This window comes from Bisbaumannia pacifica (assembly GCF_007989625.1).
GTDB classification, from domain to species: domain Bacteria; phylum Pseudomonadota; class Gammaproteobacteria; order Pseudomonadales; family Halomonadaceae; genus Bisbaumannia; species Bisbaumannia pacifica.
In genome coordinates this window covers 16078-42837 of sequence record NZ_BJUK01000006.1, presented here as the reverse complement: position 1 = coordinate 42837, position 26760 = coordinate 16078, and the positions used below count along the sequence as shown (strand labels likewise).

The window sequence follows — 26760 nt, the reverse complement described above, 5'->3', positions numbered from 1 at the left end:
CTGAAACTGCCAAGGGGAACAAGAATGAAGGCTAGCAAACTGCTTACTTCCGCCAGTGTTGGCGCCCTCCTGCTGGGTATGTCCGCCACGGCCTACTCGGCCAACTGGCGCTATGCTCACGAGGAGTTCGAGGGCGATGTTCAGGACGTCTTCGCCGTCGCCTTCAAGGAGTATATCGAAGAGAACTCCGACCACACCCTGCAGATCTATCGCTTCGGTGAGCTGGGCGAATCCGATGACATCATGGAGCAGACCCAGAACGGCATCCTGCAGTTCGTCAATCAGTCCCCCGGCTTTACCGGCGCACTGATTCCCGAGGCGCAGATCTTCTTCGTGCCCTACCTGCTGCCCACCGACGAAGAGACGGTCCTCGAATTCTTCGACGAGAGCGTGGCCATCAACGAGATGTTCCCGGAACTCTACGCCGAACAGGGCCTGGAACTGCTGCAGATGTACCCGGAAGGCGAGATGGTGGTCACCGCCGACGAGCCGATCACCTCTCCCGAGGGCTTCCAGAACAAGAAGATCCGGGTGATGACCAACCCACTGCTCTCCGAGACCTACAACGCCTTCGGGGCGACTCCCACCCCGCTGCCCTGGGGCGAGGTCTACGGCGGCCTGCAGACCGGCATCATCGATGGCCAGGAGAATCCCATCTTCTGGATCGAGTCCGGCGGCCTCTACGAGGTTTCTCCCAACCTGATCTTCACCGGCCACGGCTGGTTCACCACCGCCATGATGGCCAACCAGGACTTCTATGAGGGGCTCTCCGAGGAAGACCAGCAACTGGTACGCAGTGCCGCCGATCACGCCTATGACGTGACTATCGAGCACATCCAGGGGCTCTCCGAAGAGTCGCTGGCGCTGATTCGGGAAGCCTCCGACGAGGTCACCGTGACGCGCCTGACCGAGGAGCAGATCCAGGCCTTCCGCGAGCGGGCGCCGCAGGTGGAAGAAGCCTTCCTGGAGATGACCGGTGAGCGTGGCGAGGAACTGCTCAACCAGTTCAAGGCCGACCTGGAGGCCGTGACCTCCGACGACGAGTAAGCCGTCGAACGTCATGCGCACGAGACAGGGGTGGCCCGGGAGGGTCACCCCTGTTTATTGGGTGGCATAACGTGCAAGCAGCGTTGACCTTGCGGCGATCCCAGCCAGCCTATCAGGCCTATGGTGACGACTAGAGTGGGTGCCTGCCCAGGGACGCATGCTGAAAGGAATGTCTTATGACCGAAGAAGAGTCCGAAAAGAATTATCGCTCCGGCCTGCCGGGCTTCCTGGGAACCATCGACACCTTTATCAGCAAGGTGGAGGCGGTCATCCTGGCCCTGGGGGTGCTGTTGATGGCCATCAACACCATCGCCAATGTGATCGCCCGCTTCGTGCTGGGTGACAGCATCTTCTTTACCGGCGAGATCAATCGCATCCTGATCATCATGATCACCTTCGCCGGTATCGGCTACGCGGCTCGCCACGGTCGTCATATTCGCATGTCGGCCATCTACGATGCCCTGCCGGTGGGTGGGCGCAAGGCACTGATGATAACCATCGCCACCTTTACCTCCCTGGTGATGTTCTTCCTCTGCTACTACTCCATCATCTATATCCTCGACCTGCAGTCCAAGGGGCGGGTCTTGCCGGCCCTAGGCTTCCCGATCTGGATCATCTATGTCTGGGTCCCCCTGGGTTTCTTGATCACGGGCATCCAGTACCTGCTGACCGCCATCAAGAACCTGGTCTCCCGGGACGTCTACCTTTCGACGGGCGTGGTGGATGGATACAAGGATACGGAAACGGAAGTCTGATACCGGGCGAGTCTCCCAGGGGAATATACGATGACGACAATAATGGTAGTCACCATGATCGCCCTGCTGTTGCTGGGCTTTCCGATGATGATTCCGCTGATCACGGCGGCAGTCATCGGCTTCTTCATGATGTTCAACGGCCTCGGCCAGATGGATACGCTGATTCAGCAGATCATGGCGGGCATCCGTCCCGCTTCGCTGATCGCGGTTCCCATGTTTATCCTGGCCGCCGACATCATGACGCGGGGCCAATCCGCCGAACGACTGATCAATATGGTGATGTCGTTCATCGGTCACGTGAAGGGCGGCCTGGCGGTCTCCACCGCGGCCTCCTGTACCCTCTTCGGGGCCGTCTCCGGCTCCACCCAGGCGACGGTGGTGGCGGTGGGCTCGCCGCTACGTCCGCGCATGCTCAAGGCGGGCTACTCCGACTCCTTCACCCTGGCGCTGATCATCAACGCCAGCGATATCGCCTTCCTGATCCCGCCGAGCATCGGCATGATCATCTATGGCGTCATCTCCGGTACCTCCATCGGTGAGCTCTTTATCGCCGGCATCGGCCCGGGGCTGCTGATCCTGTTGATGTTCTCCGTCTACTGCATCGCCTACGCCTATATCAACAAGGTGCCCACCGAGCCCAGGAGCAGCTGGAAGGAGCGCGCCCAGGCGGTGCAAGGGGCGCTATGGCCCCTCGGCTTCCCGGTGATCATCGTCGGCGGCATCTATGGCGGCATCTTCAGCCCCACGGAGGCCGCCGCGGCCTGCGTGCTCTATGCGGTCTTGCTGGAGTTCGTGATCTTCCGCTCCCTGAAGATGGCGGACATCTACGCCATCGCCAAATCCACCGGCCTGATTACCGCCGTGGTCTTTATCCTGGTCGGGGTCGGTAACGGCTTCTCCTGGATCATCTCCTTCGCCCAGATCCCCCAGGCCATCCTCGAGGCGGTGGGCATCAACGAGGCGGGCCCCACCGGGGTGTTGATCGCCATCTGCGTGGCCTTCTTCGTGGCCTGCATGTTCGTCGATCCTATCGTGGTGATCCTGGTCCTGACGCCGATCTTCGCCCCGGCCATCGAGGCCACCGGCCTCGACCCGGTGCTGGTGGGGATCCTGATCACCCTGCAGGTGGCCATCGGCTCGGCGACGCCACCCTTCGGCTGCGATATCTTCACCGCCATCGCCATCTTCAAACGCCCCTACCTGGACGTGATCAAGGGCACCCCGCCCTTCGTCTTCATGCTGGTGGCGGCGGCGGCGCTGCTGATCATCTTCCCGCAGATCGCCCTGTTCCTCCGGGACCTGGCCTTCAGCTGATCCTGGCTCATGGAGGAGACGACGATGTTTCACAAGATCCTGCTGCCGGTGGACGGCTCCAAGGGGGCCCTCAAGGCCCTGGAGAAGGCCGTGGAGCTGGCCAAGCTCACCGATGCGGAGCTCTATATCCTCTGCGTCTTCAAGCATCACAGCCTGCTGGAGGCGTCACTGTCCATGGTGCGTCCCAGCAAGCTGGATATCCCCGACGATGCCCTCAAGGAGTACGCCACCGAGATCGCCGTCCAGGCCAAGCACGATGCCCTGGAGCGGGGGGCCACCAAGGTACGCGCCTTCGTCAAGGGAGGCCGCCCCTCCAATACCATCGTGCGCTTCGCCCGCAAGCGCGATATCGACCTGATCGTGATCGGCTCCCAGGGCACCAATGGCGACAAGACCTCGTACTTGCTGGGCAGCGTCTCCCAGCGGGTGGCCAGCATGGCCAAGTGCCCCACCCTGGTGGTCTGACGCCACCCCCGTCGCGACCCTAGCAGCGGGCCGGGCACTCCCCGGCCCGCTGTCTTTTTGTACCCGGGGTAGGCGGGTGCGGAACCCGGCCACTCCTGATAGAGTCCGAGGGGTGTTTTATGACCCCATCGATCGAGGATACTGCATGAAGACACTGGTTCGCGCCGCCACCCTGGGCTCGCTGCTGTGTGCCGCGCCCTTCGCCCTGGCCGACCTGGAAAGCGACGAGGCCCGGCTCGGTTACAGCCTGGGCGTGACCCTGGGGCAGAGCCTGGTTCAGGACGTGGACGACCTGGATATCGAAGCCTTCACCCAGGCCATTCGCGATGTCTACGCCGACGCGGAACTGGCCCTGAGCGAGGAGCAGATGGCCGAGACGCTGATGCAGTTCCAGCAGCAGGCAATGGCCGAGCGCCAGGCCGAGGCCGAGCGCCAGGCCGAGTCGGCCCGCGAAGCCGGCGAGGCCTTCCTCGCCGAGAACGCCGACGCCGAGGGCGTGGTGGTGACCGACTCCGGCCTGCAGTACAAGGTCATCGAGTCCGGCGAGGGTCCCTCCCCGGGTCCCGAGTCCCAGGTCGAGGTGCACTATGAGGGCACCCTGCTGGATGGCAGCGTCTTCGACAGCTCCTATGAGCGCGGCGAGCCGATCAGCTTCCGCGTCGATCAGGTGATCGAGGGTTGGCAGGAGGCCCTGCAGCTGATGAGCGAGGGCGACACCTGGATGCTCTACCTGCCCTACGACCTGGCCTATGGCGAGGCCGGCACCGGCGGCCCCATCGGTCCCTACGAGACCCTGACCTTCAAGGTGGAGCTGCTGGGCGTCGATGACGAGGCCGATGCCGAGTAAGGGCATCCTCGGTGTGGCGGCGCTGCTCCTCGGCGGTGCCGCCCTCGCCGAGGAGGCAGCGCCTCCGCCGCTACCAGCACTAGGCCTGGACGGCGAACGCCTGGCCGTGCTGGGCGTCTCCTCCGGGGGCTATATGGCCACCCAACTGGCCGTGGCCTACCCGGCGCGCTATTCCCGGCTGGGGGTGTTCGCCGCCGGCCCCTGGGGCTGCGCCCAGGGTAGCCTCGGCCAGGCCCTGGGTCGGTGCATGCTCACCCACCGGGGGCTCCCCGAGCCGAGCGAGCTGGCGGCCCGCCACGCCGCCTATTTGGCCGAGGGCCGAGTCGGCCCCCCCGAGGCGCTGGCCCGTCAGCGGGTCTTCCTCTGGCATGGCGAGCAAGATGGCACCGTGCTCCCCGCCGTGGGGGAGCGGCTCGTCGAGCAGTATCGTGACTGGCTGGCGGATGCCGACGCCCAGCTGCGCCGGGTCGTCACGCCGGGGGCCGGCCATGGCTGGCCGGTGGCCGGCGAGCGCGTCGCCCAAGAGGCGCCCCTGGTGGATTGTGCGGCGGGGGGCAGCCCCTACCTGCTGGACTGCGGCTACGACGGCCCCGGCGAGGCCCTGGCCTGGCTCTATGGCGAGGCCGAGTCCCCCCCGGCCGCCCCCTCGGGAGAACTCTCGCGTTTCTCTCAGGAGGTCGACAGCGGGGCACGCCAGTTGGGTGAGAGCGGCTATCTCTATCTGCCGGCGGCATGCGCCGATGGCGAGGCCTGCGGCCTGGTGGTGGCCCTGCATGGCTGTGGCATGGCCACCGAGCAGGTCGGCGATGCCTTCGCCCGCCACTCCGGCCTCAATGCCTGGGCCGAGGCATACCGTCTGGCCGTGCTTTACCCCCAGGTCTCGCCCAGCCTGGGTAACCCCCAGGGCTGCTGGGACTGGTGGGGCTACGACGAAAACAGCTGGCGTCCCCGCCCCGACCATGACAGCCGCGATGGCCGCCAGCTGCGGGCCCTGGATGCCATGGTGGAACGCCTGCTCAGTCCACCCGAGGCGAGCGAGTAGCGTCGCCCGGTGGCATTTATCCGACCTACCCCTCGCCCAGCTCCTGGCGCAACGCCTCGATCAGGGCGTGGGGAGTCGATGAATAGAGCACCCGCCGGCGAATCTCCCCTTCTCGGTCGACCAGATAGAGCGAGGCGCCGTGATCCACGGTATAGCCCATGGCGGACGCTTCCATCTCGACCCGACGCCAGAAGATCCCATAGCGCTCGGCGACCTCCGCCAGCTGCGCCTCGCTGCCCCGGACGCCGATAAATTCATCGCCGAAATAGCCCATATACTCCTCGAGTCGCGCCAGGGTATCGCGCTCCGGGTCGACGCTGATCATCACCGGCACCACCCGCTCGGCCAGTTCCGGCGCCAGTTGGCCCAGGGCCTGACGCACTACCGCCAGGGTCATGGGACAGACATCCGGGCAATAGGTGTAGCCGAAGTAGATGGCCGCCAGCTGTTCCTCGCCCAGCGACGATAGGGCGAAGTCGCCATGGGTGGAAGGCAGGGCGATCTCGCCACCCTGGGGCGCGCCATCGTCTTCGTGTCCCTGCTGCCAGAACCAGCCGCCCAGGGCCAGCAACGCCAGTCCCAGGACACCCGCGCTCAACCAGCGAACCGTCAGCGTCATCCTCTCCCCCTCGTCGTCTCATGTCGCGACCATCGCGGGCCGCCTCTCTATCAGGGTAAGCTTATCAGCACTCGCCAACGACCGTGACCTGGAGCCTTGTCGCACCATGCAGATTCTCGACGCCCTGGGCCCGCTCTTTCTGCTGATCCTGCTGGGGGCCCTGCTGGGACGCCTGGAGCTGCCCGGCGGCGATTTCTGGCCTCGCCTGGAGCGGCTGATCTATTACCTGCTGTTTCCGGCCATGCTGGTGGGTACCCTGGCCGAGGCGGAGATCGCCCGGGTCCCGGTGGCCCGGCTGGCCCTGGCGCTGCTGGGCGGCATGCTGCTGTTCGCCATCCTGCTGTGGTGGTGGCGCCCTCGCCTCACGCCGGAGGCGCCCACCTTTACGTCGCTGTTCCAGGGCAGCCTGCGTTTCAACACCTACGTGGGCGTGGCCGGCGCCGCGGCGCTGCATGGCGGCCTCGGCGCTACCACGGCGGCGGTGGCCGTGGCCCTGATGGTGCCGACCGTCAACCTGCTCTGCGTGCTCTGCTTTATCGGCGTCGGCACCCTGGGCCCCGGCAGCCTGGGTCGCAGCCTGCGCGCCCTGGTCAGTAACCCGCTGATCCTCGCCTGCCTGGGGGGTATCGCCCTGAATCTCTCGGGCCTGGGCCTGCCCGGCTGGAGCGCTCCCACCCTGGAGCTGCTGGGCCGCACCGCCCTGCCCCTGGGCCTGGTGGCGGTGGGCGTGGCGCTGCGCCCCCAGGCACTGCTGCGCCGTGATCGCGCCGTCTGGGCGACCCATGGCATCAAGTTGCTGCTGATGCCGGCCCTGGTGCTAGGCCTGACCTGGGCACTGGGGCTGGATAGCGTGAGTCGCGACGTGGCCCTGCTCTTCGCCGCCCTGCCCACCGCCACCTCGGCCTATATTCTGGCGCGCCAGCTGGGGGGCGACGCCGAACTGATGGCGGCGCTGATCACCGGGCAGACGCTGCTGGCGATGCTGAGCCTACCGCTATGGCTGAGTCTGGTGGCTCGATAGGCTACAAATGAAAAATAGTCGCATTTGCTGTTGACTCATCAAATGCGAATGATTATCTTGTCTTCATGGCGTCGGCCAGACGCCATACCCATCGCAGAGAATGTCAGGTTCCCTGCCATGGTTTCTCCTCATCAAGCTAGTCACGGTCCTTGTCGGCGACTCCTCGGAGTCGCCGCTTTTTTATGCCTGGGAGGGGACGAGGGCAAACGAAAAAGATTCTCGTTTTCTGTTGACGCGAGAAATGCGAATGATTACCTTGTCTACATGGCGTCGGCCAGACGCCATACCCATCGCAGCGGGTGTCAGGCCCCCTGCCATGGTTTCTCCTCATCAAGCTAGTCACGGTCCTTGTCGGCGACTCCCTCGGAGTCGCCGCTTTTTTTGGCGCCGCCTGGCAGACGAAGGGGCCGCCCCGACCCCATCGCCTTCACTTACTCGCTACGCGCGAAGATCAGGTCCCAGACGCCATGCCCCAGGCGCTCGCCGCGGGCCTCGAACTTGGTCAGCGGCCGGAACTCGGGGCGCGGCACATAGGGCGCGGTCTCCGCGGTGGCGGTATTGCGGTAACCCGGCGCCGCCGCCATCACCTCGGCCATATGCTCGGCATAGTTCTCCCAGTCGGTGGCCATGTGCAGGGTGCCACCCACCTTGAGACGGCGGCGAATCAGCTCCACGAAGGCGGGCTGCACGATGCGCCGCTTGTGGTGCTTCTTCTTCGGCCAGGGATCGGGGAAGAACAGCTGCAGGGTGTCGATGCTGTCCGCCGGGAAACACTCGTCCAACACCCGCACCGCATCCTCGCGGAATACCCGCAGGTTGGTCAGGCCCCGCTTGTCGGCCTCGTCGAGCAGCTTGCCGACGCCGGGGGCATGCACCTCGATGCCGATAAAGTCGGTATCCGGGTGGGTCTCGGCCTGCTCGATCAGGGAGGCGCCCATGCCGAAGCCGATCTCCACCACCCGCCGGGCCCGCCGCCCGAAGAGGGCATCCAGGTCCAGGCGCCCGCCGTCCAGGGTCAGTCCCAGCCGCGGCCAGACCTCTTCCAGGCCGCGGGTCTGGGCGCCGGTCATGCGACCGGCACGCAGCACATAGCTCTTGATTCCACGCTTGTAGAGCGTGTCCTGACTGGCCTCGCCGGCGGCCTCGGCGCCCGGCTCGGGGGTACGTTCGTCGTTCATACGCCTCGTTCGATTCCTGGGTCGGGCTCAGCCGTTGATACGGCCGGCAAAGGGCGAGGAGGGATCGGCGCTCTGGCGGCGCGGCATGCGCCCGGCCAGATAGGCCTGGCGCCCGGCTTCCACCGCCTGCTTCATGGCCTGGGCCATCAGCACCGGCTGGCGGGCATGGGCGATGGCGGTGTTCATCAGCACCGCATCGCAGCCCAGCTCCATGGCCATGGCGGCGTCGGAGGCGGTACCGATGCCCGCGTCTACCAGCACCGGCACCTCGGCCTGCTCCACGATCAGGCGGGTATTGTGCGGGTTCTGCAGGCCGTGACCGGAGCCGATCAGCGAGCCCAGGGGCATGATGGCACAGCAGCCCAAGCGCTCTAGCTCCTTGGCCACGATGGGATCGTCGCTGGTATAGACCATCACGTCGAAGCCATCGGCCAGCAGCGCCTCGGCGGCCTTCAGGGTCTCCACCACATTGGGGTAGAGGGTGGTGTCGTCGCCCAGCACCTCGAGCTTGACCAGGTTATGGCCGTCGAGCAGCTCCCGGGCCAGCTTGCAGGTACGCACCGCGTCCTTGGCGGTGTAGCAGCCGGCGGTATTGGGCAGCAGGGTATAGCGCTGCGGCGAGATCACGTCGAGCAGGTTCGGCGCCGAGGCATCCTGCCCCAGGTTGGTGCGCCGCACGGCGAAGGTGACGATCTCGGCGCCGCTGGCGTCGATGGCCGCCGCGGTCTCGTCGAAATCCTGGTACTTGCCGGTCCCCACCAGCAGGCGGGAGCTAAAGGGGCGGCCGGCCACCACGAAGGGCTGGTCGCTGAGTGTTTGAGTCATCTGTTTGGCTTCCTCGATTGGCCGCGGGATCTCAGGGCGTCGAATACGGACGCCGCGGACTTAGCCGCCGCCGATGGCGTGCACGATCTCGACTCGATCGCCCTCGGCGAGGCGAGTCTCGGCGTGAATGCTGCGGGGGACGATCTCTTCGTTGACCTCGACGGCGATACGCCGCCCGGCGAGCCCCAGGGACTCGAGCAGTTGCTGGATCGTCACCTCGCCATCGAGCGGCTTGGATTCTCCATTGAGCTGGATCTGCATGGCGTCCTCTCGATAGCAGGATGGCAGGGGCCATATTGTAGCCTGTTCGCCCCGCTCGGGGTACGGTAGCGCCTGCCATGAATGGTTGGGAGACAAGCGATGCGTGATCGCAACTGGTGGCTGCTGGTGGCCGCCTCGGGGACCCTGCTGGTCGCCGCCGGCGCCTTCGGCGCCCATGCCCTGGAGGGGCACCTGGCGCCGCGCCTGCTGGCGGCCTTCGAGACCGGGGTCCGCTATCAGGCCTGGCACACCCTGGCGATGCTCGGCGTGCTGGCCTGGCGGGCCGCCACGCCGATGGCCGGCCAGCGCCTGGTGCTGGGCCTCTGGGCCCTGGGCATCGCGCTCTTCTCCGGCTCCCTCTATGCCCTGGCGCTGAGCGGCCTGGGCCGCCTGGGCCTGATCACCCCCCTGGGTGGCCTGGCGATGATCGGCGGCTGGCTGGCCCTGGGGGCCTGCGTGCTGCGCGCCGGGCCCGGCATGGGGCGCGACCGAGAGCGGCGCTAGTCGCCATCCGGCAGCGCATAGGTGGCGGTCACCAGGGCCACCGGTGCCTCCTCCCCGGCGGAGAAGAGCTGCACCTCGCCCACCGCCAGGCGCCGCCCCAGCTTGACGATGCGGGCGTTGGCGATCAGGTCGCGGTCGCCCCGGGCGCGGCGCAGGAAGTGGCAGTTGAGGTCGGTGGTCACCGCCATGGGCTCCGGCCCCACCTGGGCGAGGATGGCCACATAGAGGCAGACATCCGCCAGCCCCATCAGGGTCGGCCCGGAGACGCAAGAGCCGGGCCTGAGGTGCTCGTCCTCGATGGCCAGGCTCATGGTGGCGCGCATCTCGTCGACGCCCTCGATGGTGCCCTGGCGCTGGGGAAAGACCTCGTCGAGGAATTCCTCGATGGCGGCGGCAGTCATCACGGTCATGGCGGCGCTCCCTGCGGCTGGCGAAACGGTGGCAAGCGTTGCGCCACAAGATAGCGCAAGGCCGCCTCCGGGCCCAGCCCGAAACCACCAACGCCCCGGTGCCGAAAGGCCGCCGGGGCGTTGCACTAGCGGGATGGCCGATGGGGCTTAGTTGGCGCGCGCCTTGTGGACCGCCCGCCAATGGTGCAGCAGCGGCTCGGTGTAGCCGGAAGGCTGCTCGAGGCCCTTGAAGACCAGCTCGCTGGCCGCCTGGAAGGCGGTGGAGGCGGCGAAGTCGCGACTCATCGGCACATAGGCGGGGTCGCCGGCGTTCTGCTCGTCCACCACCTTGGCCATGCGCTCCAGGGTCTGCTGGACCCGCTCGGCGCTGACCACGCCATGGTGCAGCCAGTTGGCCACGTGCTGGCTGGAGATCCGCAGGGTCGCGCGGTCCTCCATCAGGCCCACGTCATGGATGTCCGGCACCTTGGAGCAGCCGACGCCGTGCTCGACCCAGCGCACCACATAGCCGAGGATGCCCTGGCAGTTGTTGTCGAGTTCCTGCTGGATCTCGTCATCGGACCAGTTCGGGTCCTGTGCCACCGGCACGCTCAGCAGATCGCCCAGGTAGTCGGGCTCGCCCTGGGCCTCCAGCTCGCGCTGCACCGCCTGGACATCGACCTGATGGTAATGCAGCACATGCAGGGTCGCGGCGGTGGGCGACGGTACCCAGGCGGTGTTGGCTCCGGCCTTGGGCTGGGCCACCTTCTGCTCCAGCATGGCGGCCATCAGGTCCGGCATGGCCCACATGCCCTTGCCGATCTGGGCGCGACCGCGCAGGCCACAGGCCAGGCCGATCTGTACGTTGTTGCGCTCATAGGCCTGGATCCAGGCGGCATGCTTCATGTCGCCCTTGCGCACCATGGGCCCCGCCTGCATCACGGTATGCATCTCGTCGCCGGTGCGATCGAGGAAGCCGGTGTTGATAAACACCACCCGGGAGGCGGCGGCATGGATGCACGCCTTGAGGTTGGTGGAGGTGCGGCGCTCCTCGTCCATGATGCCCATCTTCAGGGTATCGCGGGGCATGTCCAGCAGGTCTTCGACGCGACCGAACAGCTCGTTGGCGAAGGCCACTTCCCGGGGACCGTGCATCTTCGGCTTGACGATATAGACGGAGCCCTCGCGGGAGTTGCGCGGCTCGTCGGCGCCCTTGTGCAGGTCGCGCAGGGCGATCAGGCTGGTCACCACGCAGTCGAGGATGCCCTCGGGCACCTCGTTGCCCTCGGCATCCAGCACCGCCGGGGTGGTCATCAGGTGACCCACGTTGCGCACGAAGAGCAGGGAACGCCCCGGCAGGCTCAGGCTGCCGCCATCCGGGGTGGTGTAGCGGCGATCCGGATTGAGGCGACGCACTACCGTCTTGCCACCCTTTTCGAAACGCTCTTCCAGGTCACCCTTCATCAGGCCCAGCCAGTTGCGATAGACCCCGACCTTGTCCTCGGCATCCACCGCGGCCACGGAGTCCTCGCAGTCCATGATGGCGGAGAGGGCCGCCTCCATCAGCAGGTCCTTGATATGCGCCGGATCGTCCTTGCCGATGAAGTGCTCGGCATCAAACTGGATCTCCAGGTGCAGGCCATGGTTACCGAGCAGCACCGCCTCGGGGGAGGCCGCCTCGCCACGATAGCCCACCAGCTTGCCGGCATCCTTGAGGCCGGTTTCGCGACCGCCTTCCAGGGTCACCACCAGGTGGCCATCACGGATCACATACTTGACCGCCTCGCGGTGAGAGCCGGTGGCCAGCGGCGCGGCGATATCCAGCACGCCGCGGGCGTAAGCGATCACCTTGGCCCCGCGCTTGGGGTTGAAGGCCTTGCCCTTCTCGGCGCCGTCGGCTTCGCTGATGGCGTCGGTGCCATAGAGCGCATCATAGAGGCTGCCCCAGCGCGCATTGGCGGCGTTGAGGGCATAACGGGCATTGCTGACCGGCACCACCAACTGGGGGCCGGCCTGGGAGGCCAGCTCGGCATCCACCTTGCTGGTGCTGACCGCGACCTTGGCCGGGACCTCGGCCAGGTAGCCGATCTCCTCGAGGAAGCGGCGATAGGCCGGCATATCCTGCACCGGGCCCGGGTTATCGCGATGCCAGCTATCCAGCTCGCGCTGCAGACGCTCGCGCTCGGCGAGCAATTCCCTGTTCTTTGGGGTCAAATCATGAAAGAGTGCATCGACGCCGGCCCAGAAGGCCTCGGCATCGATACCTGACCCCGGCAGGGCCTGTTCATTGATGAAATGGTCCAGCTCGCTGGCCACCTGGAGACGGTGGCGAGTGACTCGGTCGGTCATGGGGCCTCCTGATGCGCTGCAGCCGGCCGGCACCGCCGACTGCTTGTCGTTATCTCTAATACGAAACCGGCATATATTTGTGGAAATACCTTCCATATGCTACCCGATTTTGGGCGTCTGGTCTGCCCGCCTCGACCAAATGATGAATTCCCCCTGCCGGCAATATGGCCTGGGAGGACTCATGACGCTAGGATTGGTGCCTGACGGGAGGCCATCATGACCGATTTCACGCCCCTCACCACCCTGGGCCCCATCATGCCTGCCGGCCAGGCACCACAGGCCATGCCGCACCTGGAAGACTATCTCGTCCACTACCGCCTGATGCCGCTGCTCAAGGATCGCATCGGGCTGCATGTGGGCTATACCGAGGCCGATCCCTTCCGTCTCTGGACCCAGGTGTGGAGCCCTCCCCACCCTCGCGGCACCGCCTTCGTGGTACATGGCTATTTCGATCATCTGGGGCTCTATCGCCACCTGCTGGAACGCCTGCTGAACGGTGGCTGGCGGGTGGTACTCTGGGACCTGCCGGGCCACGGCCTCTCCACCGGGCGCCGCGCCTGCATCGATGACTTCGACGACTACGGACGCTGCCTGGCCGCCCTGCAGCGGCGCCTCAGCCTGGAAGGCCTGGCCCCGCGCCCCTGGGTGGGGATCGGCCAGAGCACCGGCGCCGCCGTCCTCGCCACCGACGCCCTCGACCGTCAGGCCGAGAGCCAGTGGGCCGGTCTGGTCCTGCTGGCGCCCCTGGTACGCCCCTGGGGCTGGAACCAGTCCAGCTGGCTGCACCTGGTGGCCAGCCCCTTTATCCGCAGCTTGCCGCGCAAGTACCGGGCCAACTCCAATGATGCGGACTTCACCGCCTTCCTCCGCGACCAGGACCCCCTCCAGCCGGATCGCCTCTCGGTCAACTGGATCAGCGCCATGCGACGCTGGATCCCGCGCCTGCTGGCGCTGCCGCCGGCACAGCTGCCGGTGTTGATCCTGCAAGGCGAACAGGACCTGACGGTAGACTGGCAGTGGAACCTGGATATCCTGGCTCGCAAGTTCCCCGACGCCGAGATTCATCGCCATCCGGAGGCGCGCCATCATCTGGTCAACGAGACGCTGCCGATCCGCGAGGCGCTATTCGATGAACTGGACGGCTTCCTGGCCCGTCGCGAGCCCCCCCAATGAGACGCCTGGCGATACTGCTGCTGACGCTCACCTTGCTGACGGCCTGCGCCAGCCCGCCGGATCGCCCCACCCAGCTGCGTCAGGCGCTGCTGGGGCTCGGCGAGGACGCCAGCCGGCTACTGATGGAGGAGCCGGCCTGGGAGCTCGAGGCCCGAGAGATCGTCTTGCTGCTGTCCAGCACCGAGGTGGATAGCGCCCTGCCCATCGGCGCCGAGCGCTTCGCCGAGAGCCTGACCCGGGCCCTGCTGGCCTACCCGGATGGCCCCCAGGTGATCGACTGGCAGCCGCAGACCGGCCAGGCGGCGACTCCCGCCGGCCAGTGGCTGCTGGATGCGCGCCTGGCGGCCGACGGCCCCGAGCTGCGGCTCTCGGACCGCGCCCTGCTCCCCTACCGGCTGGAGCTTGGCCTGCGGCGGCCGGGTGACGCCCGGCCACGCTGGGAGCGAACCCTCAGCGGCGCCTTCGATGCCGATGCCCTTTAGTCATTACCGGCGCGTCACGCCTTATCGGCGACCCAATAGACGCTCCAGCTGCCGATAGCCGATGGCCTCCAGCAACTGATCGCGGCCGGGACGCCCGAGCCCCTCCAGGTCCGCCAGGGTCAGGGCCACCCGCAGCACCCGATGATAGGCCCGGGCCGAGAGGTGTAGCCGCTCCAGGCTCTGGGCCAGCCAGGCGCGATCCGCCGTGCTCAGCGCACAGGCCGTCTCCAGGGCCGCTACGGGAAGGGCGGCATTGAGGCCGCCCCGCTCCCGCTGACGCCCCCGCGCCGCCACTACCCGCTCCCGCACCCGCGCCGAGGCTTCCGCCGTCGTCGCCGCCGTCAGCTGCTCGGCGGGCAGGGCCGGCACCTCGACCTGCAGATCGATACGGTCGAGCAGGGGCCCCGAGAGGCGTGACTGGTAGCGCTGCACCTGCCCCGTCGTGCAGTGGCAGTCGCGGCGGGCATCGCCCAGGAAGCCGCATGGACAGGGGTTCATGGCCGCCACCAACTGGAAGCGACTCGGGTAACGGCGGGTCACCCGGGCCCGGGCCAGGTCCACCCGCCCCGACTCCAGGGGCTGACGCAGCACCTCCAGCACACTGCGGTTGAACTCCGGCAGTTCGTCGAGGAAGAGCACGCCATGGTGCGCCAGGGAAACCTCGCCGGGGCGCGGCGAGGAGCCGCCGCCCACCAGGGCCGCGGCGCTGGCGGTATGGTGGGGCGCACGAAAGGGACGAATGCCCCACCCCTCGAGCGGCGCTTCCCCCGCCACCGAGCGGATCGCCGCCAGCGCCAGGGCCTCATCCTCGTCCAGGGGCGGCAGGATGCCCGGCAGGCGGCTGGCCAGCAGGGTCTTGCCGCTGCCCGGCGGCCCCACGAAGAGCAGGTTGTGGCCACCGGCGGCGGCCACCTCCAGGGCGCGACGGGCCTGGGGCTGGCCACGCACCTCGGCCAGGTCGGCGACCTCGAGGCACGCCGGCTCGGGCTGGCTGAGGGGTTGGGGCGTCAGCGGTTCGCGCCCCCAGAGGTGCGCCGCCACTTCCAGCAGATGCGCTGCCGGCAGCACTTCCAGGCCCTGCACCAGGGCCGCCTCGGCGGCATTTTCCCGGGGCAGGATCAGCCGCCGCCCGGCGCGCTTGGCCGCCAGGGCCGCCGGCAGCACCCCTCCGACCGGACAGAGGCGACCATCCAGGGCCAGTTCTCCCAGGCTCTCCAGGTCGGCCAGGGCGTCGGCGGGCAGCTGGCCGGAGGCGGCGAGAATGCCCAGGGCGATGGGCAGGTCGAAGCGTCCGCCCTCCTTGGGGAGATCGGCGGGGGCCAGGTTGAGGGTAATGCGGCGGGTGGTGGGAAACTCGAAGTTGGCATTGAGCAGGGCGCTACGCACCCGCTCGCGGCTCTCGCGAACGGCGGTCTCCGGCAATCCCACCAGGGTAATGCCGGGCAGGCCATTGGCCAGATGCACCTCCACCCGCACCTCTGGGGCCTCCAGCCCCAGGGCGGCACGGGTGGTAACGATGGCCAGCGTCATGACTCGTCCCTGAGTAGTCGAGGATTCCTTAACCCTAGCTCAGGGACGCCAGGACGACACTCAGGCCCGGGGCGACGTCTCGTCCTGAGCCTCGCCACCGCCGGCATCTTCCGCCGCCGGCGAGGGTGACGCGTCCCGCGCCTCCGCCTCCAGCCGCGCCTGGAGTAGGCGCTCCAGCTCGGCCACCTGGCCCTCCAGGGCCTCGACCCGGGAGCGGGTACGCTGCAGCACCTCCATCAGGATGTCGAAATCTTCCCGGGAGACCAGCTCCAGGCGATCGAAGGCGCCCTTGACCACCTGCTGCACGCTGCGTTGCAGCTCCTCCGGGGCCTGGGAGGCCCCCTGCAGGCGCTCACCCAGTTGTTGGGCGAGCCGCCCGATTCGCTCGTTGTTGATCATCGCCGATCGACTCCTGAAAAAAACGCCATGAACTGCCCTACAGGATACGCAAGCCGCGGCCATCACGCATGCGCCGCGGGGATGCACCACCCCGGACGGCGAGCACCAGCCTGGTGCATCCCGCCGCGCCATTATCGTCCCCCCGGCGCCACAAGAGCCAGACAGACGACTGCTTTATAAGGAAAAAATCTCCAGTTGGCATGCTTTACGCAATAGCTAAGGCAGGCAGTCGCCTGCTGCACGCCAATGACAACTTCGCTGTAGGGAGACCGGGATGAAACTCATCACCGCCATCATCAAGCCCTTCAAGCTCGACGACGTCCGCGAGGCCCTGGCCGACAACGGCGTTCAGGGCATCACCGTCACCGAGGTCAAGGGCTTCGGCCGCCAGAAGGGCCATACCGAGCTGTACCGCGGCGCCGAATATGTCGTCGACTTCCTGCCCAAGGTCAAGGTCGAGGTGGCCGTCGACGATGCCCGCGTCGAGACGGTGCTGGACGCCATCCGCGGCGCCGCCAACAGCGGCAAGATCGGTGACGGCAAGCTGTTCGTCACCAGCCTGGAGGACGTGATCCGTATTCGTACCGGTGAGCGTAGCGCCGACGCCGTCTGAGTTCGCCCCTCTTTCCCCTTCCAGCCAGCCCGACTGGCTCAGGAGTTACGACCATGACCGATCTAGTAGAGCTGAGTTACGCGCTCGACACCTTCTATTTCCTGATCTGCGGCGTCCTGGTGATGTGGATGGCCGCCGGCTTCTCCATGCTCGAGGCGGGCCTGGTGCGCTCCAAGAACACCGCCGAGATCCTGACCAAGAACATCGCGTTGTTCGCCATCGCCTGCACCATGTACCTGCTGGTGGGCTACTACTTGATGTACTCCAGCAGCGAGGGCGGCGTGCTGCCCAGCCTGGGCTTCCTGCTGGGCGGCGAAAACAGCGCGGACGCGGTGCTGGCCGGTGGCGATGACGCCCCCTACTACTCGATGCGTGCCGACTACTTCTTCCAGGTGGTGTTCGTGGCCACCGCCATGTCCATCGTCTCCGGGGCCGTGGCCGAGCGCATGAAGCTGTGGGCCTTCCTGGCCTTCGCCGTGGTGATGACCGGCGTCATCTATCCGGTCTCCGGCTACTGGACCTGGGGCGGTGGCTGGCTCTCCGCCGCCGGCTTCTCCGACTTCGCCGGCTCCGGCATCGTGCACATGGCGGGCGCCGCCGCGGCGCTGGCCGGCGTGCTGATCCTTGGTCCGCGCAAGGGTAAGTACGGCAAGGATGGCAGCATCTACGCCATTCCTGGCGCCAACATGCCCCTGGCCACCCTGGGCACCTTTATCCTGTGGATGGGCTGGTTCGGCTTCAACGGCGGTTCCGAGCTGAAGGTCTCCGACGTGGATTCCGCTAACAACGTGGCCCAGGTTCTGGTCAACACCAACGCCGCCGCCGCCGGCGGGGTGATCGCCGCCCTGATCATCGCCAAGCTGTGGTTCCGCAAGGCCGACCTGACCATGGCCCTGAACGGCGCTCTGGCCGGTCTGGTGGCCATCACCGCCGAGCCCCTGGCGCCCTCCGCCCTGGGCGCGACCCTGATCGGCGGCCTGGGTGGCGCCATCGTGGTGGCCGCCATCGTCGGCCTGGACAAGCTGAAGATCGACGACCCGGTGGGCGCCATCTCCGTGCACGGCGTGGTGGGCATCTGGGGCCTGCTGGCGGTGCCGCTGACCAATGGTGACGCCACCTTCGGCGCCCAGGTCCTCGGCATCATCGGCATCTTCGTCTGGGTCTTCCTGGCCAGCCTGGCCGTGTGGCTGATCATCAAGGCGGCGATGGGCCTGCGGGTCAGCGAGGAAGAAGAGTATGAGGGCGTCGACCTGGCCGAGTGCGGCCTGGAGGCCTACCCCGAATTCACCGTCGCCAAGGTGCGTGGCGGTGGCAGCGGCCGCCCCCAGAACGACGGCCTGAGCCAATCAGCGCGTCTGTCGACGCGAACCGAGTGAGCTGGCGTGCTCCCCTGGCCCCTTCGGGGGCCTTTTTTCTTGGTGTATGCTTGTGCCAAGACCGGCAACCGCCGACCGACCCTTAGATGCGAGGAGACAGACCATGAAGCTGGTGACCGCCATCATCAAGCCGTTCAAGCTCGACGACGTTCGCGAGGCACTTTCCGAGATCGGCGTACAGGGCATTACCGTCACCGAGGTCAAGGGCTTCGGTCGGCAGAAGGGCCACACCGAGCTCTATCGGGGCGCCGAGTACGTGGTCGACTTCCTGCCCAAGGTAAAGCTGGAAGTGGCCGTGGACGACGCCATGGCCGAGCAGGTGATCGATGCGATTACTCAGGTGGCCAATACCGGGAAAATCGGCGACGGCAAGATCTTCGTCTCCGCCCTGGAGCAGGTGATCCGGATTCGTACCGGCGAGACGGATAAAGACGCGGTCTGATCCCGCTACCCGAGTCGCGCTAATACATTCAGCAAGATCGGCGACGGCAAGGTCTTCGTCTCCGCCCTGGAGCAGGTGAGCGGAACGCCGCACCGCCGGATTCGTACCGGCGAGACGGATAAAGACGCGGTCTGATCCCGCAACCCGGGTCGCGCGACTATTCTTAGCAAGCTAATAGAAACCGCCCCATGGCTAGGCCATGGGGCGGTTTTCTCACAGACTCAAACTCCTGGCGTAGCCGGGGTCTCGAGGGCGGTGATGACGTGGCGCAGCCCCTGGGCCAGTTGGGCCTCCTCGGCCTCGCCGGGGACGAAGACCACGCTCAGGCAAGCGCATACCTCGCCGCCCCGGCGGATAGGTAGGGCAATCGCCGCGTAGCCGGGCTCCTCGGCGGAGACCATCAACCGCTCGGCGGGGTCGCGGCGGGCATAACCTAGCGCGTCGAACTCCTGGGTTAGACGGGCCAGATAGTCCTTGTCCCGGGCCAGCCAGGCCGCCTCGCCGGGCCCCGATGCGAGCCGTCTCAGCAGGGTCTGCCGGCGCCTCTCTTCGCTACCCGCCAGCCAGGCCCGCCCCAGGGCCGAGCGCAGCGGGCCCGGACGAAAGCCCAGCACCTCACGATGCCGGATCCGTCGGCTTAGGGGCCGCGAGGTCTCGATAATCCGCAGGCTTGCCTCATCGACCAACGCCAGGTCCGAGGGCCAGCCCAGGCCATCGTGGAGCTCGACCAGATAAGGCCCCACCAGGCTCAGCCAGGATACCTCCGCGCTCGCCGGCCCCAGGGTGACCGGCGTCGCGGTCAGCCGATAGCGACCATCCCCCAGCCCTCGGCAGGCCCAGCCCTGCTCGATCAGGGTCGCCAGCAGCCGCAGCAGGGTGCTCTTGTCGATGCCGGTGGCGCGATACAGTTCGGCGAGCCCCAGAGGCTCGGCGCTCGCGGCAAGGCAATCGATCACTTCCAACCCACGCCTTAGGGCGCGAATCGTCTTCATACTGCCCCCTTATCGCCCACAACGAAAAAGTGCCGATGGAAACCATCGGCACAATGCGGGCGGCTCGATACCGCCAATCGAAACAGCGACTCCGTGCCGGGGACGGTGCCAAGGCGAACGGTGCGCCATCCCCGGGGTCGGCCCGAAGGCCGGCTTAGAAGTGGAACTGGGCGCTGGCCATCACGCGGCTGGCGTCCACCTCCTCGCCGCTGACCTTCTCCAGGTCGATGTACTGGTACTCGGCCCCCACGGTCAGGCGGTCGTTGACGTCCCAGATCAGGTTGACGTGGGAGAACTGCACGGTGTCGGCCATGCCCTGGAAGGCCGGGGCATCGTCCGCCAGGTCCTGTTCGACCCGGGAGGTGCCGATGGAGCTGGACCAGTCGGCATTCCAGCGGTGGTCCAGGGAGATGCCAACGCTCTGCAGGTCGACGGCCTCGAGATTCCCGTCGGCATCCAGGTAGGCATCCGGTGCGCGGAACTTGGCGCCGGACGCCGGCACGTAGTCCAGATACCCGCCCAGGCCGCTACCCGCCATCAGGTTACCCTTGAGGGTGGTGCTGCTGCCCAACGGCAAGGCCCCCTGGGCGGCGATGCCGAAGCCGGTGGTGCTCTCGTCCTGACCGCTCACCTCGGAGTCGGTGGAGAACTGGCGCACCACGCCGGAAATGCCGAAGCTGCGGCCGTACTGGTAGCGCAGGGTCAGGTCGGGCAGCTCGGTCCCTTCGTCGACCGCACCGCCCGGCCCCAGGTCGGAGATCGAGGACTCGGGGTTCTCCAGCGCCACGGCGAAGGTGTTGGGGCCCGCCTGATAGGTGTAGCGCACCTGCTCGGGACGCCCGGTGGCATAGCCGATGGGACCGCCCAGCTTGAGGATGCGCGGCGTGCCCAGGAAGTGCATGAAGTTGGTCCAGGTCTGACCGGCCAGGAAGCCATTGTACTCGCCGTAGGCATGGCGCAGGTTGAACTTGTCGTCGGGCAGGAAGTGCCCTTCGAAGTAGGTGCGCAGCATCTCGTCGCCGAAGCGGGTCTGGGTGCGGAAGTTCAGCCGAGATTCCTGGGCGGTGAAGGTCGTGCGACCATCGGTAGCGTTACCCTCGCTGGCGGCCGCCAGCGGATCGGTGGAACTGCCCAGATCGTAGTCGAAGTCATAGATGGCATCGAACTTGATGTAGCCACCGAAGGTTACATCGGTATTGGTGCCGGGAATATTGAAGGTGGAACGATGGTTCCAGGGGGCGCCGACGCGGCTCGGCTCGCCGGTGACCACCGGCTGGCCGGCGGGTACCACATCATAGGCATGGGCATGAATGGCCGCAGCCAGGCCTACCGGCAGCATCGCCGCCAATGCAAAGGTCTGTTTGGTTTTCATTGGAGTGTATCCCTTTAACGATAATGGATTCGTGCTGTTGTTATGGTGTTAAGCGAGTCGTTATTGGTGCTTTACCTCCATCAAGCTCGCGGGGAGTGTCTAGCCACCGGCGTGAGTCTTCCGGTGGCCTAACCTGGCTAAATCATCAATAGAGCTTCTTCTGGGGCGGGCCGGAGAACTTCAGTTCGCCGACGCTGGGCATATCCACCTCGACCAGGGCCGGCCCCGCATAATCCACCGCCTCGGCCAGCACCGCGGCGAAGTCGTCGCCATGGCTAACCTTCCAGCGCTTGATGCCCATGGCATCGGCCAACTGCTGGAAGTCTGGGGTATGCAACTCGTTGTAGTACTGGCGCCCTTCGAAATACTTCTCCTGGATACCACGCATCACCCCGTAGCCGCCGTCGTTCATCACCACCAGCACCATGTCCAGGTTCTCCTGGGCCATCGTCGCCAGCTCACCGACGCCGAGTGCCAGGCCGCCGTCGCCGACCAGGGTGACCACCTTGCGCTCGGGTTGGGCCACGGCACAGCCGATGCCGTGGGCCAGGCCCAGGCCGATGGCGCCGGCCAGGGAGTGGATATTGGTCAGCGGCCGCTGGATGGGCAGCAGGCGGCTGCCCCAGGTGCTACCGGAGACGGTGATATCGCGCACGAAGATGCCATCCTCGGGCAGGGCGGCGCGTACCGCGTCGCTGAGCTTGGCGTACTCGCCCACCTGGGTGCGCAGGGCCTGCTCGGCCTCGGCCACCGCCTTGGCCACGGCGGCGTCGTAGGCGGCATCCGGCTCGCGGCCCTCGAGGCGCTCGGCCAGGCGTGTCAGCACATCGCCGCAGTCGCCGCACAGGAAGGCGTCGGCCCGGTAGTTGCGGTGGGCGGCGGCGGGATCGATATCGATCTGCACCAGGGGCCGCGGCAGCTCGACGGAGTAGGTCTTGGTCTCGTTGCTGCGCAGCCGGGAGCCGGCCACCAGCATCAGGTCGCTCTCGGCGAACAGCGCCTCCACCGAGGCGGCGTTATGGAAGGCGCGCAGGCTGCGCGGATGGTTGTCGGGCAGCACGCCCCGGGCATGGGTGCTGGAGACCACCGGGATACCGAGATCCGCCAGGCGCTCCACGGCGTCCCCGGCCTCCAGGGTGCCGCCGCCGATCCACAGCAGCGGGCGCTTGGCCGCCTGGAGCCGCTCGGCCAGGGCGTCGATCTCGGCATCGCTCACCGGGGCCGGGGTGGCCGGGACCACCGGCGCGGTGTCTACCCACTCGACCGGGGCGGCCTGGATATCGATGGGGATCTCCAGGCTCACCGGGCCCCGCGGCAGGGTCATTGCCTCGCGGATGGCGCGGTGCAGCAGGGGCACCGCCTGCTCCGGGGTGCAGACCCGGTAGGCGGCCTTGGAGCTGGCCTTGAGGAAGGTCAGCTGATCCTTGGTCTCGTGGATAAAGCCGGCGTCCCGATCCAGGTAATCCTTCTCCACCTGGCCGGTGATATGCAGCAGGGGGGTGCCGGCGTTGAGGGCCTCGAGCAGGGCGCCGATGGCGTTGCCGGCGCCGGCGCCGGTGCTGGTCAGGGCCACGCCCAGGCCGCCCACCCGGGTATGGGCGTCGGCCATGGTCACCGACCCGGCCTCGCCACGGGCCGGCACAAAGCGGACCTTGTCGCGACGGCCGATGGCGTCGGCGATCGGCAGGTTATGGATGGAGATCACGCCATAGACGGCGGAGACCGCATAGGCTTCGAGGGTACGGGCGATCGCTTCGCCGACGGTGATAGTGCTCATGGTGACTTCCTTTATTGTGGTTGCCGGCGCGGCATCAGTTGGCCCAGCCCATGGGCGCGGTGCCTAGGCCCAGGTAGAGGCTCTTCTGCTGCATATAGGCCTGGATGCCCTGGCGTCCCTTCTCGCGCCCCAGGCCGCTCTCCTTGAAGCCGCCGAAGGGGGTCGAGATGGCGAACTTCTTGTAGGTGTTGATCCACACCGTGCCCGCCTCCAGCCGCGCGGCCAGGCGCAGGGCGCGGCGGTAGTCGGCGGTCCAGATGCCGGCGGCCAGGCCGAAGACGTTGTCGTTGGCCAGCCCCACCAGCTCCTCCTCGTCGTCATACGCCATGGCCACCAGCACCGGGCCGAAGATCTCCTCCTGGCAGACGGCGCTGTCGTGGGGCAGCCCCTCGATAATGGTCGGCAGGTAGTAGCTGCCGTCGGCCAGTTCGGGGTCCTGCGGGGCCTGGCCGCCGCACAACACCCGGCCGCCCTCGGCGCGGGCCTGGTCGACGTAGGCGGCGACGCTATCGCGATGAGCCGGGCTGACCAGCGGCCCCAGGTGGGTGCCCGGAGTCTCGGGGTGACCGATGCGCAGGCCCTGGGTGATCTCCAGCAGGCGCCCCATCACCTCGTCGTAGCGGCGACGCGGGATAAAGAGGCGCGAGCCGGCGATGCAGGCCTGGCCGGCGGAACTGAAGATGCCGTAGGCGATGCCCTGGGTGGCCTCTTCCAGGTCGGCGTCCTCGCAGACGATGGTCGGCGACTTGCCGCCCAGCTCCAGGGAGGTGCCGATCAGCTTGTCGGCGGCGATATGCGCCAGGTGACGGCCGGTGCTGGTGCCGCCGGTGAAGGAGATCTTGCGCACCTTGGGGTGGCGCACGATGGCCTCGCCGATCACCCGGCCGCGGCCCGGCAGCACGCTGAGCAGCCCCTTGGGCAGGCCCGCCTCCTCGAACAGCTCGGCGAGCTTGAGGGCCAGCAGCGGCGTCGCCTCGGCGGGCTTGACCACCACCGCGTTGCCGGCGGCGAGCGCCGGGGCGATCTTCTGCATCTCGCTGGCGATGGGCGAGTTCCAGGGGGTGATGGCGGCGATCACCCCCAGCGGCTCGTAGGTGCTCAGGGTCATCAGGTCGCCGCTGCGCGGGGTGGGCAGCTCGCCCTCCAGGGTCTCGCAGGCGGCGGCGAAATAGCGGGCGGTGCCGGCGGCACTGGCCACCAGGGCGCGGGTCTCGGCCAGGGGCTTGCCGTTATCGCGGGTCTGCAGGGCGGCCAGCTCCTCGAGACGCGACTCGATCAACTGGCTCACCCGGTAGAGGATGCTGGCCCGCTGGTGGGGCACCAGGTCGCGCCACTCGGGGCGACGCCAGGCGGCATCGGCGGCCTCGATGGCCTCGGCCACGTCCTCGAGGCTGGCGGCGTGGAGCCGGGCGGTCACGGAGCCATCGGCGGGGAAGACCGAGGCCATGGGGTCGCCGCGGCCCTGGCGCCATTCGCCGGCGATAAAGATCGGTTGCGTCATGGGAGTGCTCCTTTCGCTCACACCGTCACCGGGTCCAGCGCCTGACGACAGGCGCGGACCACCGACAGGGCGGCGAGCATCGAGGTCTTGGGATTGCTCTCCAGGGGCCGGCCATTGAGCTCGATACGGAACTCGCCGAAGCGTCCCTGGGCATGGATGCGATGGGTATTGCGGGTCGCCGCCGGGTCGGCGGTGAGGCGCACGGTGGTGGCCTGCATGCCGATGCCGGCCAGGGCGATGGTGGCCGCCACGTTGGCGTTGGCCGGGAAGAGGCGCGCGGCCTCGCCGGCGGTGCCCTCGTAGAAGACCGTCGCCTCGGTCAGGGCATCCAGGTCCACCAGCTGCTCGGCATGACTGCCCTTCCAGCTCTTGGGGGCCTTGCAGGCCTCGTAGGTGACGCTGTCGAGGCCGCCCTCCCGGGCCGCGGCCAGGCCGTCCATGCCGGCCACGGCGCCGGAGAGCACCAGCATGCGCCCGTCGCCGCGCTCCGCGGCCTGGCGCAGGCGGCCATAGAGGCCCTCATCGGCCAGGGCGCCGGTGGCGACGATGGCCAGGGTCAGGCCCCGGGAGAGCACCGCCTCGCCATGCTCGGCCAGGCCCGGCTGGCCGGCGCACTCGACGACCAGGTCGGGGCGGGCCTGACAGTCGGCGACGCGACACAGTACCTCGACGCCATCGCCCAGCAGCTCGCGGGTAGCGGCGACCTGGGCCTCGGGCACCACCACCCAGGCCAGTTCCAGGCCGGCCGGCAGCAGGCGATGCACTTCCCGGGCCATGGCCCCGTAACCGATAATCATCAAACGCTTGGTCGTCATGGGGAGGGGGTCCTCGGCTTAAAGGTGGTGGTTAAAGCCACCGGAGACGTCCAGGGCGGCGCCGGTGGTAAAGGAGGCCAGGGGCGAGGCCAGGAACACCAGGGCGCGGGCCGGCTCCTCGGGGCGCCCCAGGCGTTTCATGGGAATGCCGCGCTTGGTGGCGATGCCGGCGATCCACTGCTCCCAGCTCAGCGACTGGTCGTCGCGGGCCTCGAAGCGGCGCCGCCACTGGCCCGACTCCACCATGCCCAGCAGGATGGAGTTGACGCGGATGCCCTCGTCGATCAGCTCGTGGGCCAGCGAATGGGTCAGGTTGAGCAGCGCCGCCCGGGCCGCCGAGGTGGCGATCATGTGCGGCTCCGGCTGCAGCGCCAGTAGGGAGTTGACGCAGGTCAGCGAGCCGATCTCGGAGGCGGCCAGCTGGCCTCGGAAGGCATTCAGCGGGTTGATCACCCCGAACAGCTTGAGGTTGGCCTCGGCGAGCCAGGCCTCCTTGGGCGTGTCGTCGTAGTGGGCCACATAGCCCTGGCCGGCGTTGGCGATCAGCATATCGGCGCCGCCGAAGCGCTCGGCCACCGCGGCGGCGAAGTCGGCGCAGGAGGCCTCGTCCAACACATCGCAGGCCTGGCTCAGCAGCTCGGCCTCGGGAAAGGCGGCGCGCAGCTCGGCCTCGGCGGCGGCGAGGCGCTCGCGATTGCGGCCGCAGAAGGCCACCCGGGCGCCCTGCGCCAGCAGCAGGCGCACCGCCTCCAGGCCGATGCCGGAGGAACCGCCGGTGACCACGGCGACGCGTCGTTCGATCAGGAAACTCATGGGACTCTCCTAGGAAATCTCGGGGGCGGCCGCCCCGCCGAACAGCGGGCGGGCGAAGTCGTCGAGGGCCGCGGCGAAGGCCGCGGGGGCATCGATATAGCTGGCGTGGCCGGCCCGCGGGATATCCCGGTAGGGCAGCCCCAGGCGATCGGCCAGGGCCCGGGCATCCTCCGGCGGGGTGATGCGATCCTCGTCGCCGCACACCACCAGGGCCGGCACCGCTGGCGTCGCCGCCAGGTAGTCGCCCAGTTGGTCATTGGCGAGCATCCAGCCGGCCTGGGCGAAGCCCTCCACATGAAGCTTGCCCATCTCCGCCTCGACCCGAGCGACATCCGCCGGCTCGGCGTCCTCGCGCAGCAGCCGCGGTGCCCGGGCCCGGGCATAGGCGCCATGCCCCTGCGTCATCAACTGAGTCCAGCGACTGCGGTAGACCTCGTCGCGCTTGGCCTCATCGGCATCGCCGTAGCCCTGGGCCGGGTCCGCCAACACCACCCCGGCCACCCGGCCGGGGTAGGACGCCAGGTAGGCGCCGGCCATCATGGCCCCCAGGGAGTGCCCCACCAGCACGCAGCGCTCGATGCCGAGCCCGGCCAGCCAGGCCTCCAGGCGCTGGGCATAGTCCGCCGCGCTGGGCGCCTTGGCCGGCAGCGGACGGCTGTCGCCGTAGCCCGGGGCATCCCAGGCCAGCAGGCGGTAGCCGGGCAGATGCTCGGCGAGCTTCGCCCAGGAACCGGCGCCGGAGCTGATGCCGTGCAGCAGCACCAGGGTCGGGGCCGGCTCGGGCCGTGGCTGCTCGCGGTAGCACTGGACTCCGCTATCGAGAGTGAGGCGTTTGGCGTCCACGATGGTCCTCCTCGGG

General features: G+C 67.6%; 28 protein-coding genes. 13 read left to right on the top strand and 15 right to left on the bottom strand.

What is annotated here, in order from left to right; translation table 11 throughout:
* Nucleotides 1–24 precede the first annotated feature (24 nt).
* The 6 genes from HPA02_RS03635 (at nucleotide 25) to HPA02_RS03610 (ending at nucleotide 5470) form a co-directional block, all read left to right on the top strand.
* Nucleotides 25–1047 (top strand): TRAP transporter substrate-binding protein, encoded by a 1023-nt coding sequence (locus tag HPA02_RS03635; RefSeq protein WP_146801723.1) that lies wholly within the window; start codon nucleotides 25–27, stop codon nucleotides 1045–1047.
* Nucleotides 1048–1223: 176 nt separating this feature from the next.
* Nucleotides 1224–1802, top strand: a complete 579-nt coding sequence (locus HPA02_RS03630) for a TRAP transporter small permease (RefSeq protein ID WP_146801722.1) — start codon at nucleotides 1224–1226, stop codon at nucleotides 1800–1802.
* A 30-nt stretch (nucleotides 1803–1832) separates the two neighbouring features.
* Nucleotides 1833–3116: a TRAP transporter large permease gene (locus tag HPA02_RS03625; RefSeq protein ID WP_146801721.1), complete on the top strand. Its 1284-nt coding sequence runs from the start codon at nucleotides 1833–1835 to the stop codon at nucleotides 3114–3116.
* 24 nt (nucleotides 3117–3140) lie between these two features.
* Complete coding sequence (locus tag HPA02_RS03620) at nucleotides 3141–3581, top strand: universal stress protein (protein WP_146801720.1); 441 nt, start codon at nucleotides 3141–3143, stop codon at nucleotides 3579–3581.
* A gap of 145 nt (nucleotides 3582–3726) precedes the next feature.
* Nucleotides 3727–4428 carry a BamJ family beta-barrel-assembly machinery protein gene (bamJ, locus tag HPA02_RS03615; protein WP_146801719.1) on the top strand — a complete coding sequence of 234 codons (702 nt, stop codon included), beginning with the start codon at nucleotides 3727–3729 and terminating at the stop codon, nucleotides 4426–4428.
* On the top strand, nucleotides 4418–5470 hold the full coding sequence (locus tag HPA02_RS03610; RefSeq protein ID WP_146801718.1) for an extracellular catalytic domain type 2 short-chain-length polyhydroxyalkanoate depolymerase: 1053 nt from the start codon (nucleotides 4418–4420) through the stop codon (nucleotides 5468–5470). Before bamJ ends, HPA02_RS03610 begins: the two co-directional genes overlap by 11 nt.
* 25 nt (nucleotides 5471–5495) lie before the next feature.
* On the opposite strand, the gene HPA02_RS03605 is transcribed toward HPA02_RS03610, so the two are convergent.
* Nucleotides 5496–6089 (bottom strand): SCO family protein, encoded by a 594-nt coding sequence (locus HPA02_RS03605; RefSeq protein WP_146801717.1) that lies wholly within the window; start codon nucleotides 6087–6089, stop codon nucleotides 5496–5498.
* Between the two features lie 106 nt (nucleotides 6090–6195).
* On the opposite strand from HPA02_RS03605, the gene HPA02_RS03600 reads away from it, so the two are divergent.
* Nucleotides 6196–7110, top strand: coding sequence for an AEC family transporter (locus tag HPA02_RS03600; RefSeq protein ID WP_146801716.1), 915 nt, complete (start codon nucleotides 6196–6198; stop codon nucleotides 7108–7110).
* A 431-nt stretch (nucleotides 7111–7541) separates the two neighbouring features.
* On the opposite strand, the gene trmB is transcribed toward HPA02_RS03600, so the two are convergent.
* The 3 genes from trmB to thiS are packed head-to-tail and all read right to left on the bottom strand — an operon-like array spanning nucleotide 7542 to nucleotide 9374.
* Complete coding sequence (gene trmB, locus HPA02_RS03595) at nucleotides 7542–8288, bottom strand: tRNA (guanosine(46)-N7)-methyltransferase TrmB (protein ID WP_146801715.1); 747 nt, start codon at nucleotides 8286–8288, stop codon at nucleotides 7542–7544.
* 27 nt (nucleotides 8289–8315) lie between these two features.
* Complete coding sequence (locus HPA02_RS03590; RefSeq protein WP_146801714.1) at nucleotides 8316–9113, bottom strand: thiazole synthase; 798 nt, start codon at nucleotides 9111–9113, stop codon at nucleotides 8316–8318.
* Nucleotides 9114–9173: 60 nt separating this feature from the next.
* Entirely contained in the window at nucleotides 9174–9374 is a 201-nt protein-coding gene (thiS, locus tag HPA02_RS03585) for a sulfur carrier protein ThiS (protein WP_146801713.1), read from the bottom strand.
* Nucleotides 9375–9473: 99 nt separating this feature from the next.
* Here thiS and HPA02_RS03580 point away from each other — a divergent pair, with 99 nt between their 5' ends.
* Nucleotides 9474–9878 (top strand): DUF423 domain-containing protein, encoded by a 405-nt coding sequence (locus HPA02_RS03580; protein ID WP_146801712.1) that lies wholly within the window; start codon nucleotides 9474–9476, stop codon nucleotides 9876–9878.
* Here HPA02_RS03580 and HPA02_RS03575 read toward each other — a convergent pair.
* Both HPA02_RS03575 and HPA02_RS03570 read right to left on the bottom strand, forming a co-directional pair.
* A complete protein-coding gene (locus HPA02_RS03575; RefSeq protein WP_146801711.1) occupies nucleotides 9875–10288 on the bottom strand; it encodes a PaaI family thioesterase in 414 nt (137 codons plus the stop codon). The genes HPA02_RS03580 and HPA02_RS03575 overlap by 4 nt on opposite strands.
* 147 nt (nucleotides 10289–10435) lie before the next feature.
* On the bottom strand, nucleotides 10436–12616 hold the full coding sequence (locus HPA02_RS03570; protein ID WP_146801710.1) for a malate synthase G: 2181 nt from the start codon (nucleotides 12614–12616) through the stop codon (nucleotides 10436–10438).
* 216 nt (nucleotides 12617–12832) lie between these two features.
* Here HPA02_RS03570 and HPA02_RS03565 point away from each other — a divergent pair, with 216 nt between their 5' ends.
* Both HPA02_RS03565 and HPA02_RS03560 read left to right on the top strand, forming a co-directional pair.
* On the top strand, nucleotides 12833–13789 hold the full coding sequence (locus HPA02_RS03565; RefSeq protein WP_146801709.1) for an alpha/beta hydrolase: 957 nt from the start codon (nucleotides 12833–12835) through the stop codon (nucleotides 13787–13789).
* Entirely contained in the window at nucleotides 13786–14271 is a 486-nt protein-coding gene (locus tag HPA02_RS03560; RefSeq protein WP_146801708.1) for a hypothetical protein, read from the top strand. The genes HPA02_RS03565 and HPA02_RS03560 overlap by 4 nt, the downstream gene beginning before the upstream one ends.
* Nucleotides 14272–14292: 21 nt before the next feature.
* Here HPA02_RS03560 and HPA02_RS03555 read toward each other — a convergent pair whose 3' ends face one another.
* On the bottom strand, nucleotides 14293–15801 hold the full coding sequence (locus tag HPA02_RS03555) for a YifB family Mg chelatase-like AAA ATPase (RefSeq protein ID WP_146801707.1): 1509 nt from the start codon (nucleotides 15799–15801) through the stop codon (nucleotides 14293–14295).
* Nucleotides 15802–15861: 60 nt separating this feature from the next.
* Nucleotides 15862–16200 (bottom strand): accessory factor UbiK family protein, encoded by a 339-nt coding sequence (locus tag HPA02_RS03550; protein WP_146801706.1) that lies wholly within the window; start codon nucleotides 16198–16200, stop codon nucleotides 15862–15864.
* 274 nt (nucleotides 16201–16474) lie between these two features.
* On the opposite strand from HPA02_RS03550, the gene HPA02_RS03545 reads away from it, so the two are divergent.
* The 3 genes from HPA02_RS03545 to glnK all read left to right on the top strand — a co-directional run bounded on the left by HPA02_RS03545 (nucleotide 16475) and on the right by glnK (nucleotide 18631).
* Entirely contained in the window at nucleotides 16475–16813 is a 339-nt protein-coding gene (locus tag HPA02_RS03545; protein ID WP_146801705.1) for a P-II family nitrogen regulator, read from the top strand.
* 53 nt (nucleotides 16814–16866) lie between these two features.
* On the top strand, nucleotides 16867–18189 hold the full coding sequence (locus HPA02_RS03540; protein ID WP_146801704.1) for an ammonium transporter AmtB: 1323 nt from the start codon (nucleotides 16867–16869) through the stop codon (nucleotides 18187–18189).
* Nucleotides 18190–18292: 103 nt separating this feature from the next.
* Nucleotides 18293–18631 (top strand): P-II family nitrogen regulator, encoded by a 339-nt coding sequence (gene glnK / locus HPA02_RS03535; RefSeq protein ID WP_146801703.1) that lies wholly within the window; start codon nucleotides 18293–18295, stop codon nucleotides 18629–18631.
* A gap of 221 nt (nucleotides 18632–18852) precedes the next feature.
* On the opposite strand, the gene HPA02_RS03530 is transcribed toward glnK, so the two are convergent.
* The 7 genes from HPA02_RS03530 to HPA02_RS03500 all read right to left on the bottom strand — a co-directional run bounded on the left by HPA02_RS03530 (nucleotide 18853) and on the right by HPA02_RS03500 (nucleotide 26744).
* On the bottom strand, nucleotides 18853–19623 hold the full coding sequence (locus HPA02_RS03530) for a helix-turn-helix domain-containing protein (protein WP_146801702.1): 771 nt from the start codon (nucleotides 19621–19623) through the stop codon (nucleotides 18853–18855).
* 154 nt (nucleotides 19624–19777) lie between these two features.
* Nucleotides 19778–20995 carry a DcaP family trimeric outer membrane transporter gene (locus tag HPA02_RS03525; RefSeq protein ID WP_146801701.1) on the bottom strand — a complete coding sequence of 406 codons (1218 nt, stop codon included), beginning with the start codon at nucleotides 20993–20995 and terminating at the stop codon, nucleotides 19778–19780.
* A 145-nt stretch (nucleotides 20996–21140) separates the two neighbouring features.
* Entirely contained in the window at nucleotides 21141–22772 is a 1632-nt protein-coding gene (locus tag HPA02_RS03520; RefSeq protein WP_146801700.1) for a thiamine pyrophosphate-binding protein, read from the bottom strand.
* A gap of 34 nt (nucleotides 22773–22806) precedes the next feature.
* Nucleotides 22807–24273, bottom strand: coding sequence for an aldehyde dehydrogenase (locus HPA02_RS03515; RefSeq protein WP_146801699.1), 1467 nt, complete (start codon nucleotides 24271–24273; stop codon nucleotides 22807–22809).
* A 17-nt stretch (nucleotides 24274–24290) separates the two neighbouring features.
* Nucleotides 24291–25088, bottom strand: a complete 798-nt coding sequence (locus HPA02_RS03510) for an aspartate dehydrogenase (protein ID WP_146801698.1) — start codon at nucleotides 25086–25088, stop codon at nucleotides 24291–24293.
* 18 nt (nucleotides 25089–25106) lie between these two features.
* Nucleotides 25107–25901 carry an SDR family oxidoreductase gene (locus HPA02_RS03505; protein ID WP_146801697.1) on the bottom strand — a complete coding sequence of 265 codons (795 nt, stop codon included), beginning with the start codon at nucleotides 25899–25901 and terminating at the stop codon, nucleotides 25107–25109.
* 9 nt (nucleotides 25902–25910) lie between these two features.
* Nucleotides 25911–26744, bottom strand: a complete 834-nt coding sequence (locus tag HPA02_RS03500; RefSeq protein ID WP_146801696.1) for an alpha/beta fold hydrolase — start codon at nucleotides 26742–26744, stop codon at nucleotides 25911–25913.
* Between the last annotated feature and the right edge of the window lie 16 nt (nucleotides 26745–26760).

Coding starts and splice junctions, on each gene's coding strand:
- HPA02_RS03630 (WP_146801722.1), top strand. CDS start 1,224: ATGACCGAAGAAGAGTCCGAAAAGAATTATCGCTCCGGCCTGCCGGGC.
- HPA02_RS03590 (WP_146801714.1), bottom strand. CDS start 9,113: ATGACTCAAACACTCAGCGACCAGCCCTTCGTGGTGGCCGGCCGCCCC.
- HPA02_RS03550 (WP_146801706.1), bottom strand. CDS start 16,200: ATGATCAACAACGAGCGAATCGGGCGGCTCGCCCAACAACTGGGTGAG.
- trmB (WP_146801715.1), bottom strand. CDS start 8,288: ATGAACGACGAACGTACCCCCGAGCCGGGCGCCGAGGCCGCCGGCGAG.
- HPA02_RS03635 (WP_146801723.1), top strand. CDS start 25: ATGAAGGCTAGCAAACTGCTTACTTCCGCCAGTGTTGGCGCCCTCCTG.
- HPA02_RS03625 (WP_146801721.1), top strand. CDS start 1,833: ATGACGACAATAATGGTAGTCACCATGATCGCCCTGCTGTTGCTGGGC.
- HPA02_RS03570 (WP_146801710.1), bottom strand. CDS start 12,616: ATGACCGACCGAGTCACTCGCCACCGTCTCCAGGTGGCCAGCGAGCTG.
- HPA02_RS03505 (WP_146801697.1), bottom strand. CDS start 25,901: ATGAGTTTCCTGATCGAACGACGCGTCGCCGTGGTCACCGGCGGTTCC.
- HPA02_RS03565 (WP_146801709.1), top strand. CDS start 12,833: ATGACCGATTTCACGCCCCTCACCACCCTGGGCCCCATCATGCCTGCC.
- HPA02_RS03600 (WP_146801716.1), top strand. CDS start 6,196: ATGCAGATTCTCGACGCCCTGGGCCCGCTCTTTCTGCTGATCCTGCTG.
- HPA02_RS03515 (WP_146801699.1), bottom strand. CDS start 24,273: ATGACGCAACCGATCTTTATCGCCGGCGAATGGCGCCAGGGCCGCGGC.
- HPA02_RS03580 (WP_146801712.1), top strand. CDS start 9,474: ATGCGTGATCGCAACTGGTGGCTGCTGGTGGCCGCCTCGGGGACCCTG.
- HPA02_RS03530 (WP_146801702.1), bottom strand. CDS start 19,623: ATGAAGACGATTCGCGCCCTAAGGCGTGGGTTGGAAGTGATCGATTGC.
- HPA02_RS03540 (WP_146801704.1), top strand. CDS start 16,867: ATGACCGATCTAGTAGAGCTGAGTTACGCGCTCGACACCTTCTATTTC.
- HPA02_RS03575 (WP_146801711.1), bottom strand. CDS start 10,288: ATGACCGTGATGACTGCCGCCGCCATCGAGGAATTCCTCGACGAGGTC.
- HPA02_RS03555 (WP_146801707.1), bottom strand. CDS start 15,801: ATGACGCTGGCCATCGTTACCACCCGTGCCGCCCTGGGGCTGGAGGCC.
- thiS (WP_146801713.1), bottom strand. CDS start 9,374: ATGCAGATCCAGCTCAATGGAGAATCCAAGCCGCTCGATGGCGAGGTG.
- HPA02_RS03605 (WP_146801717.1), bottom strand. CDS start 6,089: ATGACGCTGACGGTTCGCTGGTTGAGCGCGGGTGTCCTGGGACTGGCG.
- HPA02_RS03560 (WP_146801708.1), top strand. CDS start 13,786: ATGAGACGCCTGGCGATACTGCTGCTGACGCTCACCTTGCTGACGGCC.
- HPA02_RS03610 (WP_146801718.1), top strand. CDS start 4,418: ATGCCGAGTAAGGGCATCCTCGGTGTGGCGGCGCTGCTCCTCGGCGGT.
- HPA02_RS03525 (WP_146801701.1), bottom strand. CDS start 20,995: ATGAAAACCAAACAGACCTTTGCATTGGCGGCGATGCTGCCGGTAGGC.
- HPA02_RS03620 (WP_146801720.1), top strand. CDS start 3,141: ATGTTTCACAAGATCCTGCTGCCGGTGGACGGCTCCAAGGGGGCCCTC.
- HPA02_RS03545 (WP_146801705.1), top strand. CDS start 16,475: ATGAAACTCATCACCGCCATCATCAAGCCCTTCAAGCTCGACGACGTC.
- glnK (WP_146801703.1), top strand. CDS start 18,293: ATGAAGCTGGTGACCGCCATCATCAAGCCGTTCAAGCTCGACGACGTT.
- HPA02_RS03520 (WP_146801700.1), bottom strand. CDS start 22,772: ATGAGCACTATCACCGTCGGCGAAGCGATCGCCCGTACCCTCGAAGCC.
- bamJ (WP_146801719.1), top strand. CDS start 3,727: ATGAAGACACTGGTTCGCGCCGCCACCCTGGGCTCGCTGCTGTGTGCC.
- HPA02_RS03510 (WP_146801698.1), bottom strand. CDS start 25,088: ATGACGACCAAGCGTTTGATGATTATCGGTTACGGGGCCATGGCCCGG.